15 protein-coding genes are annotated in these 16,145 nt (G+C 61.3%); 3 read left to right on the top strand and 12 right to left on the bottom strand.

What is annotated here, in order from left to right; translation table 11 throughout:
* The first annotated feature begins 29 nt into the window (after positions 1-29).
* Complete coding sequence (locus H8695_RS08410) at positions 30-1,397, top strand: MATE family efflux transporter (protein WP_249300542.1); 1,368 nt, start codon at positions 30-32, stop codon at positions 1,395-1,397.
* Positions 1,398-1,435: 38 nt separating this feature from the next.
* Here H8695_RS08410 and H8695_RS08405 read toward each other — a convergent pair whose 3' ends face one another.
* A complete protein-coding gene (locus H8695_RS08405; protein ID WP_249300541.1) occupies positions 1,436-2,635 on the bottom strand; it encodes an iron-containing alcohol dehydrogenase in 1,200 nt (399 codons plus the stop codon).
* 169 nt (positions 2,636-2,804) lie between these two features.
* Here H8695_RS08405 and H8695_RS08400 point away from each other — a divergent pair, with 169 nt between their 5' ends.
* Positions 2,805-3,701 (top strand): mechanosensitive ion channel family protein, encoded by an 897-nt coding sequence (locus tag H8695_RS08400; protein ID WP_249300540.1) that lies wholly within the window; start codon positions 2,805-2,807, stop codon positions 3,699-3,701.
* Between the two features lie 211 nt (positions 3,702-3,912).
* On the opposite strand, the gene H8695_RS08395 is transcribed toward H8695_RS08400, so the two are convergent.
* The 11 genes from H8695_RS08395 to H8695_RS08345 form a co-directional block, all read right to left on the bottom strand.
* Positions 3,913-4,548 carry a GntR family transcriptional regulator gene (locus H8695_RS08395; RefSeq protein ID WP_249300539.1) on the bottom strand — a complete coding sequence of 212 codons (636 nt, stop codon included), beginning with the start codon at positions 4,546-4,548 and terminating at the stop codon, positions 3,913-3,915.
* Positions 4,541-4,786 (bottom strand): DUF1653 domain-containing protein, encoded by a 246-nt coding sequence (locus H8695_RS08390; protein WP_249300538.1) that lies wholly within the window; start codon positions 4,784-4,786, stop codon positions 4,541-4,543. Before H8695_RS08390 ends, H8695_RS08395 begins: the two co-directional genes overlap by 8 nt.
* Before the next feature lie 907 nt (positions 4,787-5,693).
* Positions 5,694-6,233: a rubrerythrin gene (rbr, locus tag H8695_RS08385; protein WP_249300537.1), complete on the bottom strand. Its 540-nt coding sequence runs from the start codon at positions 6,231-6,233 to the stop codon at positions 5,694-5,696.
* A 106-nt stretch (positions 6,234-6,339) separates the two neighbouring features.
* A complete protein-coding gene (locus tag H8695_RS08380) occupies positions 6,340-7,305 on the bottom strand; it encodes a D-2-hydroxyacid dehydrogenase (RefSeq protein WP_249300536.1) in 966 nt (321 codons plus the stop codon).
* A 101-nt stretch (positions 7,306-7,406) separates the two neighbouring features.
* A complete protein-coding gene (locus H8695_RS08375; RefSeq protein ID WP_249300535.1) occupies positions 7,407-8,405 on the bottom strand; it encodes a GGGtGRT protein in 999 nt (332 codons plus the stop codon).
* Positions 8,406-8,423: 18 nt separating this feature from the next.
* Positions 8,424-9,116 (bottom strand): iron-sulfur cluster assembly scaffold protein, encoded by a 693-nt coding sequence (locus tag H8695_RS08370; RefSeq protein WP_249300534.1) that lies wholly within the window; start codon positions 9,114-9,116, stop codon positions 8,424-8,426.
* Positions 9,117-9,253: 137 nt separating this feature from the next.
* Complete coding sequence (locus H8695_RS11610; protein WP_283243653.1) at positions 9,254-10,222, bottom strand: M23 family metallopeptidase; 969 nt, start codon at positions 10,220-10,222, stop codon at positions 9,254-9,256.
* 417 nt (positions 10,223-10,639) lie between these two features.
* The gene (locus H8695_RS08360) at positions 10,640-12,445 is read right to left on the bottom strand and encodes a Na+/H+ antiporter NhaC family protein (RefSeq protein WP_249300533.1); all 1,806 of its coding nucleotides are present in this window, start codon (positions 12,443-12,445) and stop codon (positions 10,640-10,642) included.
* A gap of 157 nt (positions 12,446-12,602) precedes the next feature.
* Positions 12,603-13,160, bottom strand: coding sequence for a GNAT family N-acetyltransferase (locus tag H8695_RS08355; RefSeq protein ID WP_249300532.1), 558 nt, complete (start codon positions 13,158-13,160; stop codon positions 12,603-12,605).
* Positions 13,147-14,283 (bottom strand): sensor histidine kinase, encoded by a 1,137-nt coding sequence (locus H8695_RS08350; RefSeq protein ID WP_249300531.1) that lies wholly within the window; start codon positions 14,281-14,283, stop codon positions 13,147-13,149. The genes H8695_RS08355 and H8695_RS08350 overlap by 14 nt, the downstream gene beginning before the upstream one ends.
* A 49-nt stretch (positions 14,284-14,332) precedes the next feature.
* On the bottom strand, positions 14,333-14,848 hold the full coding sequence (locus H8695_RS08345) for a hypothetical protein (protein ID WP_249300530.1): 516 nt from the start codon (positions 14,846-14,848) through the stop codon (positions 14,333-14,335).
* A gap of 222 nt (positions 14,849-15,070) precedes the next feature.
* Between H8695_RS08345 and gap the strand changes: the two genes are divergently transcribed.
* A complete protein-coding gene (gene gap / locus H8695_RS08340; RefSeq protein ID WP_249300529.1) occupies positions 15,071-16,087 on the top strand; it encodes a type I glyceraldehyde-3-phosphate dehydrogenase in 1,017 nt (338 codons plus the stop codon).
* Positions 16,088-16,145 lie beyond the last annotated feature (58 nt).

Genomic DNA, 16,145 nt, shown 5'->3' with positions numbered 1-16,145 from the left:
AGAGCACACATTAAAGGGGAATCAAACACATGGAGCTCGAAACACAGGCGCGTCAGGCGCCTCTCTTTTCGCGCGGCGATCTTCGGCGGCTGATCGTTCCGCTGATCATAGAGCAGTTTCTGCTCATGGCGGTGGGCATGGCCGACACGGTCATGGTCACCACCGCGGGGGAGGCGGCCGTGTCCGGCGTCTCGCTGGTTGACGGCATCAACATTCTCATCATCCAGATCTTCTCCGCGCTGTCCACGGGCGGCGCCGTGGTGGTGGCCCAGTACATGGGCCGCGAGGAGCAGCACAATGTCAAAATCGCCTCGCGGCAGCTTCTCTACATCATGACCGGCCTCTCTCTTCTGCTCACGGCGGTCGCCATGGTGCTGCGCGAGGGCATTCTCTCGCTGATCTTCGGCCGGGTGGAACCGGATGTCATGAGCAGCGCCCTCGTCTACTTTCTGCTGACCGCGGCGGCCTATCCGTTCATCGGCATCTACAACGCGGGCGCCGCTCTCTTTCGGGCCATGGGCAACAGCAGAGTGTCCATGTTCTGTACGCTGATCATCAACATCATCAACATTGCCGTCAACGCCATCTTCATCTACGGCTTTGGCATGGGGGCCGCCGGCGCCGGAATCGGCACGCTGGTCTCGCGCATTGCGGCGGCGGTCATCATCATGGTGTTTCTCAACCGCACGGGCCACGGCATCGGCCTTGCCGATCTGCTCCACATCCGCTTTCGGTGGGGCATGATTCGGAGCATTCTCTTTGTCGGCATTCCAAACGGCCTTGAAAACGGCATGTTCCAGGTCGGCAAGCTGCTGGTGCTGGGGCTGATCACCTCGTTCGGCACCTCGGCGGTCGCGGCAAACGCCATCGGCAACAGCATTGCCGGCGTCGTCAACGTGCCCGGTATGGCCATCGGTCTCTCGGTCATCACGGTGGTCGGGCGGTGCATGGGCGCGGGCGAGACCGATCAGGCGGCGCTCTACACGAAAAAGCTCGTGGGGCTGAGCTATCTGTGCATGTCGGCGATGGGGGTGCTGCTCTTTTTCACGGCCGGCTTCTGGGTGTCGCTCTTCCACCTGAGCGCCGAGGCGGCCCGGATGGCCGCGCAGGTGCTGCGCATCAGCGCCGTCGGCATCATCGTCATCTGGCCCCTGGCCTTTACGCTGCCGAACTCGCTGCGCGCAGCGGGCGATGCGTTCTATACGATGGTGGTCTCCCAGGTGACCATGTTCGTCTGCCGGGTGGCCCTGAGCTATGTGTTCGCCTGCTCCTGGGGGCTCAATATGGGCCTTGCGGGCGTGTGGCTCGCCATGGTCACCGACTGGGTGGTGCGTGCGGCGTTCTTCCTGCTGCGCTACCGGCGCGGCAAGTGGAAGCGCATCAAGGTCATCGCCTGACGGCAAACAAAAAGCGGACCCTCTCGGGTCCGCTTTGCTCATTTCGCTTCCAACAGTGATTTTGTGAAGATCTCGCGCACGTCGTCGCGCGTGAGCTCGTAGGGGTCGCGTACGAAGTTGCCGCTCGAGTAGCCGAACGTGTCCTCCGTGAGCTGGTCGACGTCGGGGTTTTCAATGCCAAAGGCCTCGTGGCTGATGCGGTCAATGCCGCAGGCCCTGAGCATCTCGACGCCCGCGCGCACAAAGCACATGGCGCGCGCCGCCTCGTCCGTCCCCTCGACCTTGACGCCCATGGCCTGCGCAAGCTCGATCAGGCGGTCGTTGACCGTGCCTTTCTCCACCACCTTGGTGAAGTACTGCTCAAAGATCAGCGCAAGCCCCGCCCCGTGCGGCACACGCGGGAAGTGGGCGCTGATCGGGTGCTCCATGGAGTGCTCGGTGATGCAGCCCGCGAGCGCGATCACCATTCCCGCAAGTGTGCTCGCAAGGGCGACCGAGGTGCGCGCCTCGAGGTTTTTGCCGTTGTTGACGCACTCGCCGAGATTCTGGTACACCAGCCGCACGGCCTCGAGCGCAAAGCGGTCGGTGATAAACTGGCTCTGGCGGGAGATGTAGCCCTCCGCCGCGTGCAGAAACGCGTCGAGCCCCTGAAACGCGGTCAGCCCCTTTGGCAGCGAGAGCATCAGCTCCGGGTCAATGAAGGACATGCGCGGGTAGAGCTCGTCGATGCGAAGAGAGACCTTTTCGTTTGTGTCGGGGTTCGTGATGACCGCGATGGGCGTGACCTCGCTGCCCGTGCCCGCCGTCGTGTTGATGGCGACCACCGGCAGGGGGCTCTTCTCAACCGGCTTTCTGCCGCCGGTTCCGGCGGGCACATAGTCCCAGTACCGGCCGCCGTTCGCCGCGGCCACCGACATGGCCTTGGAGGTGTCAATCGGGCTGCCGCCGCCGAGCGCGATGATGAAATCGCAGCCCTCCTGCTTCATCAGCGCCACACCCTCGTCCACCGTGCCCGTCAGGGGATTGGTGAGCACTTTTTCAAAGACCACAACGTCGATATTCTGCTTTTTGAGAAGCCCCACGATGCGCTCGACATAGCCGAGCCTGCTCATCGACAGATCCGCAAAGGTCACAAGAATGGCCTTTTTACCGGGCATTGCGATCGTTGCGAGCTGTTCAAGGCAGCCGGGGCCAAACACCACTCTGGTTGGGATAAAATAGTTGAAATTCCTGATCAATGCACTTAGCCTCCCAATTCTATTGTTGTTTTCATTATACTGCCCGCCCTGTGGGGTGTCAATAGATTGTATTAAAAATGTATTATTGTAACAACACGGCTTGGGGCTGGATTTTCATTCGTCAATCCCGTATAATAGAGAGAAACCGACTCAAAAAGGGAGGATTGTCATGCCGGAAGTGGTAGAACAGCAGCTGAGCGCCTTTGAAACATTTCTCGACAAGCTCGACAAGTATTTCGCCTCGGGCCTGATCGGGTCGCTGATCACAATCGTCATTCTGTTTGCGGTGGCGTTTGTTCTCAAAAAGATCATCTCGAGAATACTCTCGCGCCTGGTCGCCCGCGGCAAGCTCGACGCGACCGCGGTGCGCTTCGCCATGCGCATCATCTGGGCGCTGCTGCTCATTGTGGCCGCCTACGGAGCGGTGATGCAGATAAAACCTCTGCAGAGCATGGTCACGGCCATGGTCGCCGGCTCCAGTCTGGTGGTTCTCATTGTGGGCTTCGCCTCGCAGGAGGCGGTGGCCAACATCGTCAGCGGCATGTTCATCACCATGTTTCGCCCCTTTGGCATCGGCGACTACATCCGACTGCCCGACAAGAACATCGACGGCACCGTCGAGGACATCAACCTGCGCCACACGGTCATACGCACCTTTGAAAACAGCCGCATCATTCTGCCGAACAGTGTGGTCAACGGCGCAGTTCTTGAAAACTGCGACTTCGGCGACCACCGGATCTGTACGTTCTTTGAGGTGTCCATCGCCTACTCGGCCGACATTGACCGGGCGCGAGCGGTCATGACCGAGGTCATCACCTCTCACCCCGCGTTTCTCGACAACCGCACCGAGCAGGAGCGCGCCGACGGCGCGCCGCCTCTGACCATTCGCGTGTCGTCGCTCGGCGACTACGCCGTGACGCTGCGCACCGGTATCTGGTGTGCCGACCGCCCCTCAAGCTACGGTCTGATCGGGGATGTGCGAGAGGGCGTCAAGCGCCGCTTCGACGAGGAGGGCATTGAGATTCCCTTTCCGACGAGTAATGTCTATCTGAGAAAAACCGACTGAATTCGGCATGACAAAAGCCCGCCTGACGGCGGGCTTTTGTCTAAATTGTTCAGGAGGAATGAAATGAAAAAACCGGGTCTGGCCAGCCGCCGCCCTCTGAGGGTGGGCTGCTGCTTGCCCTCTACTGACAACTTAATTATAATACAGAGTTGTCAGTTTCGTCAATCCCCCTTTCAAAATAACAGAGCGGGCCGTTTCCGGCCCGCTCTGTTCAGTTCTGTTCGGGCGAAATAAACTGCTGTGCCCGGTGGTAGCTCTCCTCGTCCCCGACGATGACGACGATGTCGTTCGGCTCAAAGGTCGTGTAGGGCCCGGGGGAGAGCAAAATCTCTTCGCCCTTTTTGATGGCGATGATGGTAGCGCCCGTGTTGTGCCAGAAATTGGTCTCGGAGGCATTTTTGCCGAGCAGCGGCGACTGCTCGCCCACCGGGAGTTCAAAGGGGGTAAAGGGGTTGATGGAGCTGTAGCGGTCACTGTATTCCAGCAGGGTGCGCACGGTCTCGGCGAGCTGGGCATTTTTCTCATTGACATCGCTGACAAGGGTGAGAATTTTCTGGTTGATATCGGTGAGCGACTCGATGCTGCGGAATTTGTCAATGAACTCGACGGCTTTCTGCACCGACTCGATGTGGATGCCGACACCCTGCGCCACTTCCACGATGCCCATATCCTGCAGCAGGAAGACGGCCTTGCGGATGGTCTCGGGCGAGACGTTGTACTGGCTCGCGAGGGTGGAGCGGCCATGCAGGCGCTCGCCCTCCTTGTAGCGGCCGTTGACAATTTTGGCGGCGATATCAACCGCAATCTGGTGGTAGACAGGTTTGACGATTCTCGGGTCCTTACCCATTTGTCGACACCTCCTGCACCGGGCCGAGCCAGGCAAAGCGCGGTCCCCGGTAGCCGTCGCGCTCTACGGTCTGTAAAAACATCTCCCGTGGGCGCACCCAGAGCCCCCGCTCCCCGTAGAGCGCACGGTAGAGCACAAGCTCTTCGAGTGTCTCGCTGTGGCGTACCACACCGAGCACCTCATATTCCTTTCCCTTGAAGTGGCGGTATCGGCCGGGTCTCGGTTCGTGCGCGTCCATAACAGCCTCCAAAATCAATTTTTCGTTTGTTTCTGCGGACTTAGTATATCACAGAAAACACAAAAAAAGAAATCCCCCAAGCGAACTGTAGTTCGCTTGGGGGCCCCAGAAATTTGAATATGCGGAAGCCCGAAATCAATTCGGGCTTCCTGGGCGCTATCGCGCCAGTTCGCGCTGCGCGCTCACTCAGCGAACTGTAGTTCGCTTGGGGACCCCTTTATTTGAATGTGCCCCTCCGGCGGGGCGGCTTCGCCGCTTACACCGCCTACGGGACTAGGCCTGCGGGCCGTCGCGGCACCCCGAAATCAATTCGGGCTTCCTGGGCGCTTCGTCGCAGTGCGCTCCATTCCCTCAACCGGCCTGTCGCCGGTCTCGTCCATTTCGCGACTGCTCCTCCTCCCCACGAAAACCGCAGTTTTCGCGGGGGCCCCATTTGCCGCCCCGCATGGAGCCGCCACTTCGTGGCGGTTGGCCTCCGAAATGCGGCTGCGGCCGCGATCACTCAACACAACAACCCCCTCGCAAGTTTTTCTTAATCATCGCGAGGCGCAAAGCGCCAAGCGATTCCTCTTCCCGGGGGTAGCTCGAAGGGGGCCTGCCCCCTTCGTAATTCAATTTCGTCGCGTAGGCGGATTCATTCCGCCGCAGCGAGCCCCCCAAACGCCGTTGCGTTTGGGGGCCCCAGAAATTTGAATGTGCCCCACTCGGCGGGTCGCTGCTTCGCAGCTCTACACCGCCTCGGGGACTAGCCTGCGGGCGTCGCGCCCGACCCGGGGAACCCGTGCCGCCTGGGCTGCTACCGCGCCAGTTCGCGCTGCGCGCTCACTCCAAAAGCCCCCGCGGTGAGCGGGGGCTTTTGCCGGGGGGAGGTTGGGAAGGGGGGACTGGGTCCCCCCTCCCAGGCCTCTTAGTAGTTCTTCGCCTGAATCTCAAAGTACGCTCTCGGATGCGCGCAGACCGGGCAGACCTCCGGGGCCTCCTCGCCGACATGGATGTGGCCGCAGTTGGCGCACTTCCAGATCACGATGCTGCCTTTCTTGAAGACAGTGCCATCCTCGACGTTCTTGAGAAGCGCAAGGTATCTCTCCTCGTGCTCTTTTTCAATTTTGCCGACCTCTTCAAACAGATAGGCGATGTGGTCAAAGCCCTCTTCTTTCGCCGTCTTGGCAAAACCGGCGTACATGTCGGTCCACTCGTAGTTCTCACCGGCGGCAGCGTCTTTGAGGTTCGCCTCGGTGCCGGGCACGGCGCCGTCATGCAGCAGCTTAAACCAGATCTTCGCATGCTCTTTCTCGTTGTTGGCAGTCTCCTCAAAGAGCGCGGCGATCTGCACATAGCCCTCGCTCTTCGCCTTGGAAGCATAGTAGGTGTACTTGTTTCTCGCCTGGCTCTCGCCCGCGAAAGCGGCCAGCAGGTTGGCCTCGGTCTTCGATCCTTTCAGATTCATCTGATACACTCTCCTTTTCTTTTTCTTGTGATTACCAAAATGATAATCATTCTTATTATCATCTCAATTGTACACCGGCCCGGTGGCTTTGTCAAGCGCCCGGCTGTCAGATTTTTCTTCGGTAGCCGGTCGAAAAATCCACCTGGTTGAGCAGCTCCTCCCCGTTGCAGAAGCGCCGCAGATTCTCCGCCGCAATGCGCACGATCCGCTCAAAGGTCTCGGGAAGCTGGTAGCCGCCTGACACATGTGGTGTGATCAGCGCGCGCTCCTGCCGCCAGATGGGATGTCCGGCCGGCAGCGGCTCGGGATCGGTCACGTCGAGACCCGCGCCCCACAGCTCACCCCGCTCGAGCAGCTCGCAGAGCGCGTCGAGGTCAACCGCGTTTCCCCGGCCCACATTGAGCAGCACCGCATCGCGCCGGAGCAGCGACAGGCGCCGCCGGTCAAGCAGGCCCCTCGTCTCAGCCGTCCCGGGCAGACAGAGCGCCACGACATCCGCCTGCGGCAGCAGACGGTCGAGTTCACCGACGGTGTGAATCTCATCGACGTACGCAGGACAGGGCCCCTCGTGGCGGCGCACGCCGATGAGCGTCGCGCCAAAGGGGCGCAGCCGCCGGGCAAACTCCGAGCCGATGTCGCCGAGCCCCACAATCAGCACCCGCGCGCCGAAGATGGAGCGCACCTGGCCGCGGTTTTCCCAGCGGCCCTCAAACTGCTGGTCACGGTAGAGCGGCAGTTTCTTATAGAGCGCGAGCAGCATGCCCACAAGATACTCGCCGATGGCGAGGCCATACGCGCCGGTGGCGTTGGTCAGCACCGTACCCGCGGGGAGAACGCCCGGCTTCAGGTAGGCGTCGGCGCCCGCGCTGTTGAGCTGAAGCCACTCGAGCGCCGCCATGTCCGGCAGGAATTTTGGGTCGATGTTGCCGATGACACCCTGCGCAGACGCCGCGATCTGCCCGGTCAGCTCCGCCGGGCGGCAGAATGTGATGCGCGCCTGCGGCGCCGCGTTCTCCAGAAGCTCGCGGTGCTCCTCGCGAACCGGGAGCAGCACTAAAATTCTCTTTTCCACTGTCTCATCCTCCGTTCGCCCCCATTCTATCATGAGCGGCGCGCCAAGTAAACAGAGAAAAGCGGCCGTGTCCCGGTGGACACGGCCGCTTAAGCCGGTTCTTACTTGCAGGCTTCCTCGATGGCAACCGCGACGGCGACCGTCGCGCCGACCATGGGGTTGTTGCCCATGCCGATGAGACCCATCATCTCAACGTGCGCCGGAACCGAGGAGGAACCGGCGAACTGGGCGTCGCCGTGCATGCGGCCCATGGAGTCGGTCAGGCCGTAGCTCGCAGGGCCCGCCGCGACGTTGTCGGGGTGCAGCGTTCTGCCCGTGCCGCCGCCGGACGCGACCGAGAAGTACTTCTTGCCGTTCTCGGTGGCCCATTTCTTGTAGGTGCCCGCCACCAGGTGCTGGAAGCGGGTGGGGTTGGTGGAGTTGCCGGTGATGGAGACGTCGACTTTCTCATGCTGCATGATCGCGACGCCCTCCATGACATCGTCCGCGCCGTAGACCTTGACTTTCGCCTTGTCGCCGTCGGAGAACGCTTTCTCCTCGACGATCTTGAGCGTGTGGGAGGTGTAGTCGAACTCGGTCTCCACATAGGTGAAGCCGTTGATGCGCGAGATGATGTAGGCCGCGTCCTTGCCGAGGCCGTTGAGGATAACGCGCAGCGGGGTCTTTCTGACCTTGTTCGCGGTGCGCGCGATGCCGATGGCGCCCTCCGCCGCGGCAAAGGACTCGTGACCCGCGAGGAAGCAGAAGCAGTCGGTCTCCTCACGCAGAAGCATGGCGGCGAGATTGCCGTGGCCGATGCCGACGTTTCTCGCCTCGGCGACCGAGCCGGGAATGCAGAAAGCCTGAAGCCCGAGACCGATGGCCTCGGCCGCATCGGCGGCGTTTTTCGCGCCCTTTTCAATGGCGACGGCAGCGCCGAGCGTGTATGCCCAGCAGGCGTTCTCAAACGCAATGGGCTGAACGCCCTTGACAATGGCCTCGACGTCAATGCCCTTCGACAGGCACAGCTCTTTCGCCCCGTCGATGGTGGCGAACTGATAGTCCTTGCAGAATTTCTCTATCTGCGGGATTCTTCTCTCATATCCTTCAAAGTGAGCCATTTGTACTCCTCCTTCCAATTATTCTTTGCGCGGGTCGACATATTTGGCCGCACCCTCGTACCGGCCGTATGTGCCCACATTCTTGTCATAGGCCTCCTTGGGGTCGACGCCCTTGCGGATGGCCTCCATCATCTTGCCCAGGTGCACAAACTTGTAGCCGGTGACCTCGTCGTTCTCATCGAGCGCGATGCTCAGCACATAGCCCTCGGCCATCTCAAGATAGCGAACGCCCTTGTCGTGGGTGGCGAACATGGTGCCGACCTGCGAGCGCAGGCCCTTGCCGAGATCCTCGAGCGAGGCGCCGACCGGCAGGCCGCCCTCGGAGAACGCGGTCTGGCTTCTGCCGTAGACGAGCTGCAGGAAGATCTCGCGCATGGCGACGTTGATCGCGTCGCAGACGAGGTCGGTGTTGAGCGCCTCGAGCAGGGTCTTGCCCTGAAGCACCTCGGCCGCCATCGCAGCGGAGTGGGTCATGCCCGAGCAGCCCAGCGTCTCAACGAGGGCCTCCTCGATGATGCCGTCCTTGACGTTGAGCGTCAGCTTGCAGGCGCCCTGCTGCGGGGCGCACCAGCCCACGCCGTGGGAGAGGCCGGAGATGTCGGTGATCTGTTTGGCCTTGACCCATTTCCCCTCTTCGGGGATCGGGGCGGGTCCGTGTTTCGGGCCCTTGGCTACACAGCACATTTGCTCTACTTCATGAGTGTAGTTCATAGGTGTTACTCCTCTCAAAAATATTACATTTGACTCATTGGAATCAAGATTGCGCGATATCCCTCTCATTATAAATCAGGTCCGTCCACCCGCGCAAGCGTATGGACAAAGTTTTTGTGAATTTTGTAACATGTGCCCTAGGAAAACAGCTCCATCGGGTCCTGGTCGTTGAAGAAATAGGGGTCGATGGGATAGTCGTCGACCGAGAGCGCATAGTGCAGATGGGGCCCCGTCGAGTAGCCGGTCGAGCCGACAAGTCCGATCACATCGCCCTTTGCCACGCTGTCGCCCACTTCGACTTTGAACTCCGAGAGGTGCATGTAGTACGAGAAGATGTGAAAGCCGTGGTCAATGATGATGACATTGCCGCCCACGTCGAGCTTCTCAGCGAGTACGACCACGCCGCTGTTCGGCGCCGCGACCTCGCGGCCCTGGCGCGCGCCGAGGTCGATGCCGGTGTGGGTGTAGTAGTACTCGCCGTTGCGGTAGCGCTGCTGGCCGAACTCCGTGGTGATGCGCCCCTCGAGCGGCAGATCGAAGCGCCCCTCAAAGAGCCTGTCCGCCGACGGGTTCGACAGAGCCGCGGCCGTGCGCTCGCCGTCGATGGGCTCTTTCTCGCCCTCTTTGATCTCTCTCATCTCATCGGTCTCAACAAACTGCTGCACCTCAGGAAACTCCTTTGTCATGACCGTGATTTCGGCAGTGGCCTGCGCCACGGCGCCGCGCTCGCGCGAGGCGGACACCACGCCCTGAATGGGCGTCGTTGCGCGCAGCTTGACCGGCACGAGCGCGAGCACGCGCTCCCCATCGCGGAAGACCGGCACCTCGTAGGTGTCCTCATCGAGGGTAAAGCTCACAACCGGCAGCTCATCGCCCGAATTTTTGATCTCAACGCCGAACGCGTCGCCCGGGTAGGTCGAGTCGCCGAAGACGGTCAGCTCGAGCGCCGGCGGCTCGGGCGGGGTCGGTTCGATGGGGTCGACCGGCTCGTCCACACCGGGGCCGGGGCCCACCGGCTCGCTCGCGGGCGCACAGCCCGAAAAGCCCATTGTCAAAAGCGCCGCGACAAGCAGCAGCGCGATCATCTCTGTCCAGTTTTTCCTCATGAAAGCCTCCCTGTTTGCGGTATGCCCCTCTCTGCCCCGGCCGTACTCTCCAGCCGTTTCAGCAGGGCGAAAACCAAAATCAACTGCAATCGCTTTTTGGCTATTATATCATGATCGCGAAGCGATGTGGCCATGTTTTCAGCCGTCCCGCAGGGACTTGCCCCGCAAGGGGCAAGAGCACGTCCTGAGTTCCATATAATAGCTGCTCTGCGGCTATTATAGCATGAGCGCGAAGCGATCATGCTATAATGTGGCCATGTTTTTCGGCTGCCCCGCAAGGGGCGAGAAAAACGGCCTGAGTTCCATATAATAGCCGTTCTGCGGCTATTATATCACACTTCAGCCTGCAAAAAAAGCGGACAGGGCGCGAAACAGGGCGTCCCCGCGGGGACGCCCTGTGCAAGGCAGCGCTGTCTTTTATTCGGTCGGCTCCAGTTTGCCGGGCAGAGGTTTGTCGGGGTTCTTGCCCACAACGGCCACCATCACACCCGTGAGCACGATGCCGATGATGAGCGACGCCCAGACCGGAAGACCCAGCCCGACGAGCAGATAGCCGCCCACGATCGACACGCCCGCAACCGCCAGAGCATAGACCATCTGGGTCTTGGTGTGGTCGAGGTGGTCGCAGCCCGCGCCCATGGAGGAGAGAATCGTCGTGTCCGAAATCGGCGAGCAGTGGTCGCCGAAGATGGCCCCGGTGAGCACCGCGCCGATCGCCGCGAGCATAAAGGTCTCGTTGCCGGGCTTGAGCGCGTTTGCAAGCGGAATGGTCAGCGGCGTCAGAATGAGCATCGTGCCGTAGGAGGTGCCCGTCGAGAACGAGATGAGCGACCCCATGACGAAGATCAGCGACGGCAGCAGGAAAGCCGGCAGACTGCCCGAGATGGTGTTGACAAGGAACATGCTCGTGCCGATCTCTTTGATGGTGCCGTTGAGCGTCCATGCGAGCACGAGGATGACCGCCGTGATGAACAGGGACTTGAGGCCCTTGATCCAGATGTCGATGCCCTCAATGAGGTTGAAGTGCTTTTTGCACACGCCGTAGACGAGCGCGACAATCGTCGCGAGAATGGCGCTGCCGAGCAGAGCCAGCGCCGCGTCGGTGGCCGAAAATGCCTCCTTGATTCCCTCCCAGGAGAAAGGCGCTGTGCGCATGACCGCAACGCCGTCGGCCAGCGCATACTGGTAGCCGATGTAGTAGAAGAGCACAAACGCCGACACGATCAGCGTGCCGATGGGCAGAATCGCGCTCCAGATGCTGGTCTTCGCCCCCTCCGCGGGCTCGAGATCGGCCGCCTCGTCGCTCATGAGCGGCGTCGAGCCGTCGGCGACCACCTTGCCGAACTTGCGCGCGCGGCGCTCGGCTTTGAGCATGGGGCCAAACTCCCGCGAGAGGTAGATCGTAAAGAGTATGAACACCAGAATGAAGATGTTGTAAAAGCGGTAGGGAATGGTTCTGACAAAGGTGCCGTAGAAGTCCACGCCCTCGGTCACGCCGATGTTGGCGAAGCCGTCGCGGATGGAGGTCAGCTCCGTCGCAATCCAGGTCGAAATCAGCGCGATGCCCGCGATGGGCGCCGCGGTAGAGTCGACGATGAACGAGAGCTTCTCGCGCGAAATGCGCATCTTATCGGTGACCGGGCGCATGACCGGGCCGACGATGAGCGAGTTTGCGTAGTCGTCAAAGAAGATGAAAATGCCCATCAGCCATGTGATGAACTGTGAGCTCTTGGCGGTCTTTGCGCGCTTTGCCAGCGCGTCCGCGATGGCCCGGGCGCCGCCCATCTTGGTGATCAGCGCAATGGTGCCGCCGATGACGAGGCACTGCATGACCACGCCCGCGTTCCAGCTGTCGCCGAGCGAGTTCATCATGCCCGTGACGATGCTGATGAAGCCGAAGCCCGACTGCACCAGCGTGCCGCCCGTGACCTGCATGAGCACGGCGCCGAACACGATGCCCGCGAACAGCGAGATGACCACATTCTTGGTCAGAAAGGCGAGCAGAATCGCGATCAGCGGCGGCAGAACGGTCAGAACACCGAGCGCATCCGCGTTCATGTTGCGCGCCGCCTGGGCCTCGTCGCCGCCCGCGGCTGTCAGGTATTCGTCCGCGCGCGCGTTGATGGCGTCAATTTTGGCGCTGCCTGCGCCCATGTAGATGAGTATCACCGCCAGAAAGAAGACGATCAGGCAGGCGGCCGCAATGGCATTGCGTTTTTTCATGGTTTTCCCCCCTACTCGTTTGCTGCCGAAAGGGCCGGTCAAGCCGGCCCAGCCAAAGAAGATAGGTTCATTTTAAACAAACGGGCGGACAAGTTCAAGAAGAAACTGCCATAAAATGCAAAAAAAGTGGGCGCCGGGAACGCTCCCGGCGCCAGGGTCACACCTCTTTGGTCATATATTGGTACTCGTGGCCGTAAAAGCGAATGGTCGCCCCGTCCGCAAAGCCCCACCTCTGATAGATGTCGTGGTTTCGTCTCTTGTTGCAGTCGACGAGAAGCGAGAGCACGCCAAGCCCCATCTCCTGCGCGCGCTCATGGGCGGCGGCGAAGAGCGACTTGCCGATCTTCTGCCCGCGGTACTCGGGCGCGACGGCGCAGGTGTCGATGTAGAGCTCCCCCGGACGCGCCTCGGTGACGACCTCGGTGTCAAGGCCCCGCGCCCGCAGATGGGCCGTGATCGGCTCGTCGAACTCCTGCGGGTTCTGCGAGCCGTAGCTCAGCAGCACGCCGACCACCCGCCCCGCGTCCTCGCAGACGAGAAAGTTCTTGTAGCTGTAGCGCCCCCGCTCAAGCCGGTAGAACTGCTCGAGCACGGGGTAGGCCCCCTCGTAGGTGTCGCTGCCCGTGTGAAAGAGCAGAATTTCATCCGCCGCGTCGCGCAGCAGGCGCACCGCCTCGTGCGCGTCGTTCGGCGTCGCTTTTCTAATCTGGTGCATGTGTGTGCCTACTCCTTCTCTGTTGCAAATATTCCCCGCGGCGCCACAGGGCGTCGCGAACCGCCGCATCGAGCCCGTCGCGGCGGCGCAGCATCGTCGCGGGCGCCGCGAGTGTGAGCAGCGCCGGGCAGCGCCGCAGGGCGATCACAAAGCGCGTGCCCCCGCCGGGGCTGCTCTCGACCTCGATGCGGCCGCGGTGCTGTTCGACCACGCTCTTTGCAATGAAGAGCCCAAGGCCGCTGCCGGTGCGGGCGTCGCTGCGGTCCTCCCCGTGCGCATAGGGCACGAAGAGCGAGCGCCGTGTCGCCTCGTCCATCCCCTCGCCGTCGTCAGCCACCTCGAGAAAGACCTCGTCCTCCCCGCCAAAGGCCGTCAGGCGGATGCTGCCGCGGCAGAACTTGACGGCGTTGCTGACCAGATTCATGACCGCCCGCTCGAGCAGCGGCCAGTCCGCCTGAACCGTGAGCCCCGGCTCCACCCGGCTCTCGACCCGGATGTCCCGCGCGGCGCAGGCCGCCGACACGTCGGCGAAGAGCGTCTCAAGGCTGCCGGAGAGGTCAATCTGACGCGTATTCAGCTGAAAGCCGTGGTCCCCGCCGCCGCTCTCGGCCGACAGGTTGCTCACCACGGCCATGGCCCGGTCGGCGTTGCGCTCGATCATGTCGAGATAGCCCGCAGCCTCATCGCCGAGGGCGCACTTTCTGCGCAGCAAAAAGAGCGTGGAGCGCAGAATGGCGAGCGGCGATTTGAGATCGTGTACCGCGGCCGAGAACGCCGGGTCCTCAAAGGGGCGCTGGCGGCTGCAGAGCAGGCACAGCGCGCCGCAGCACGCCTCCCCGTCCGGTATCGGAACCGCGCTGAGAGTCAGCGTGTCGCCCTGCGGCGCCTGTACGCGCAGCGAGACCGGCGCGCACTCCTCAAGCCGGCGTCTCACCTGCGGCCACATCATGCTCGGCAGAAGCTCCTCGAGACTCCCCTCGGCCGTACCGAGCAGACGCCTTGCGGCGTCGGTGCAGTAGAAGATGCGCGTGTCGGCCGCCATGACCACCGCCGGCGTGTCCGACGGCCCGTAAATTTCGGCGGCCCACTGAGCCGCCCGTTCCAGTTTCCGTCCGTTTTCCATGTTGTCAATCTCCCGGCGCCCGGCCGGGCGCCACCGATGTCCGTATGTGTCAGATGAGCGTCAGCGCGCACAGCGCCGCCGCCAGCACAAAGAGCAGCGCAGCCGTCGGAATGTGGATGCTCCCGTTCGCCGCGATGTAGGCGTTGATCTCCCGGCTGTAGGCGGTGACCCCGTCGCGGTCGACGTTGTGAAAGACGAGCCGGTGAAAAAACCAAAACGGCTCGATCGTCGCACTCGGCTCGCTGCCCTCGCGCGCCATGGGCATGGCGCCCGAGAGAATCTGCCGCACGTCGTCCACGCGCGCGGGCGGCAGATTGAAGACGAAGTAGGCCGTGTTTCTCGCCCGCTGCGCCGCGAGCAGCACCGCCCCGAGCGCCGCAAGGCACACGCCCGACACAACAAAGGTCACAAGGTCATTCTTGAGATCCATGTCGAAAAATTTCAGATACACCGCCGCGAGAAAAAAGGTGTAGACCAGCACCGTGCGCACGGTGTTGACCTTTTTCGTGGCGGCGAGCGCCGCGAAGACCATCGCGGCAATGGCAATGATGTAGTAGAATTTCAAGCGGTTCCCTCCAGCGGGGCGCACCCCGGTCCATTTGCTGACCAGTATAGCAAGATTCCCGGCGTTTGACAAGCGAGGGCCAATTGTGAAAAAACTGAAAATCTTTGATACATTTATAACAAGTGGGCTTGTATCTTGGCGGATTTTTTATTATAATAGAACTGCTTTCCACGCAGCTAAAATTTTTAAAATTTTAAATTTATATTCAGGAGGAACAAAACTATGGCAATCAAAATTGGCATCAACGGATTTGGCCGCATCGGCCGTCTGGTCTTCCGCGCGGCGATGGCGAACGACAAGTTCGAGGTCGTCGGCGTCAACGACCCCTTCATCGATCTCGACTACATGCAGTACATGCTCAAGTACGACTCGATCCACGGCCAGTTCCAGGGCTCCATCGGCGCTGAGGGCGACAAGTTCGTCGTCAACGGCCACAAGATCGCGGTCTACGCCTGCAAGGATCCCGCTGAGATTCCGTGGAGCGAGTGCGGCGCCGAGTACGTCGTCGAGTCCACCGGCGTCTTCACCACCACCGAGGCCGCTTCCGCCCACCTGAAAGGCGGCGCGAAGAAAGTCGTCATCTCCGCTCCGGCGAAGGACAAAGAGACCCCCACGTTCGTCATGGGCGTCAACCAGGAGAAGTACACCAAGGACATGGTCGTCGTCTCCAACGCCTCCTGCACCACGAACTGCCTGGCTCCGCTCGCGAAAGTCATCAACGACGAGTTCGGCATTGTCTCGGGTCTCATGACCACCGTTCACTCCACCACCGCCACCCAGAAGACCGTCGACGGCCCCTCCAAGAAAGACTGGAGAGGCGGCCGCGCCGCTGCGGGCAACATCATCCCGTCCTCGACCGGCGCCGCCAAGGCTGTGGGCCTTGTCATCCCCGAGCTCAAGGGCAAGCTGACCGGTATGGCGTTCCGCGTTCCGACGCTGGATGTCTCGGTTGTTGACCTCACCGTCAACCTCGCCAAAGAGACCACCTACGACGAGATCTGCGCCAAGATCAAAGAGTACTCTGAGGGCAAGATGAAGGGCATTCTCGGCTACACCGAGGACATGGTTGTCTCCTCCGACTTCATCACCGATCCCAGAACCTCCATCTTCGACGCCAAGGCCGGCATCATGCTCGACAGCAAGTTTGTCAAGCTGGTCAGCTGGTATGACAACGAGTGGGGCTATTCCAACAAGGTTGTCGACCTCATCGGCCATATGTACGAAGTCGACCACAAGTAAGAACATCTGCCAGAGGGCGCGGAACATTCCGCGCCCTCATTTTTTTGCAAAAAAGTCT

Origin of the sequence: Feifania hominis (assembly GCF_014384765.1) — a bacterium.
GTDB classification, from domain to species: Bacteria; Bacillota; Clostridia; order Oscillospirales; family Feifaniaceae; genus Feifania; species Feifania hominis.
Note: the sequence above shows the minus strand (reverse complement) of the source record. Positions and strands in the feature narration are given on the sequence as shown.

Excerpts from the sequence above, each read along its gene's own strand:
- H8695_RS08395 (WP_249300539.1), bottom strand. The coding sequence starts at position 4,548 with ATGGGTAAGGACCCGAGAATCGTCAAACCTGTCTACCACCAGATTGCG.
- H8695_RS08360 (WP_249300533.1), bottom strand. The coding sequence starts at position 12,445 with ATGAAAAAACGCAATGCCATTGCGGCCGCCTGCCTGATCGTCTTCTTT.
- H8695_RS08350 (WP_249300531.1), bottom strand. The coding sequence starts at position 14,283 with ATGGAAAACGGACGGAAACTGGAACGGGCGGCTCAGTGGGCCGCCGAA.
- H8695_RS08370 (WP_249300534.1), bottom strand. The coding sequence starts at position 9,116 with ATGAACTACACTCATGAAGTAGAGCAAATGTGCTGTGTAGCCAAGGGC.
- gap (WP_249300529.1), top strand. The coding sequence starts at position 15,071 with ATGGCAATCAAAATTGGCATCAACGGATTTGGCCGCATCGGCCGTCTG.
- H8695_RS08410 (WP_249300542.1), top strand. The coding sequence starts at position 30 with ATGGAGCTCGAAACACAGGCGCGTCAGGCGCCTCTCTTTTCGCGCGGC.
- H8695_RS08355 (WP_249300532.1), bottom strand. The coding sequence starts at position 13,160 with ATGCACCAGATTAGAAAAGCGACGCCGAACGACGCGCACGAGGCGGTG.
- H8695_RS08390 (WP_249300538.1), bottom strand. The coding sequence starts at position 4,786 with ATGGACGCGCACGAACCGAGACCCGGCCGATACCGCCACTTCAAGGGA.
- H8695_RS11610 (WP_283243653.1), bottom strand. The coding sequence starts at position 10,222 with ATGAGGAAAAACTGGACAGAGATGATCGCGCTGCTGCTTGTCGCGGCG.
- rbr (WP_249300537.1), bottom strand. The coding sequence starts at position 6,233 with ATGAATCTGAAAGGATCGAAGACCGAGGCCAACCTGCTGGCCGCTTTC.
- H8695_RS08400 (WP_249300540.1), top strand. The coding sequence starts at position 2,805 with ATGCCGGAAGTGGTAGAACAGCAGCTGAGCGCCTTTGAAACATTTCTC.
- H8695_RS08375 (WP_249300535.1), bottom strand. The coding sequence starts at position 8,405 with ATGGCTCACTTTGAAGGATATGAGAGAAGAATCCCGCAGATAGAGAAA.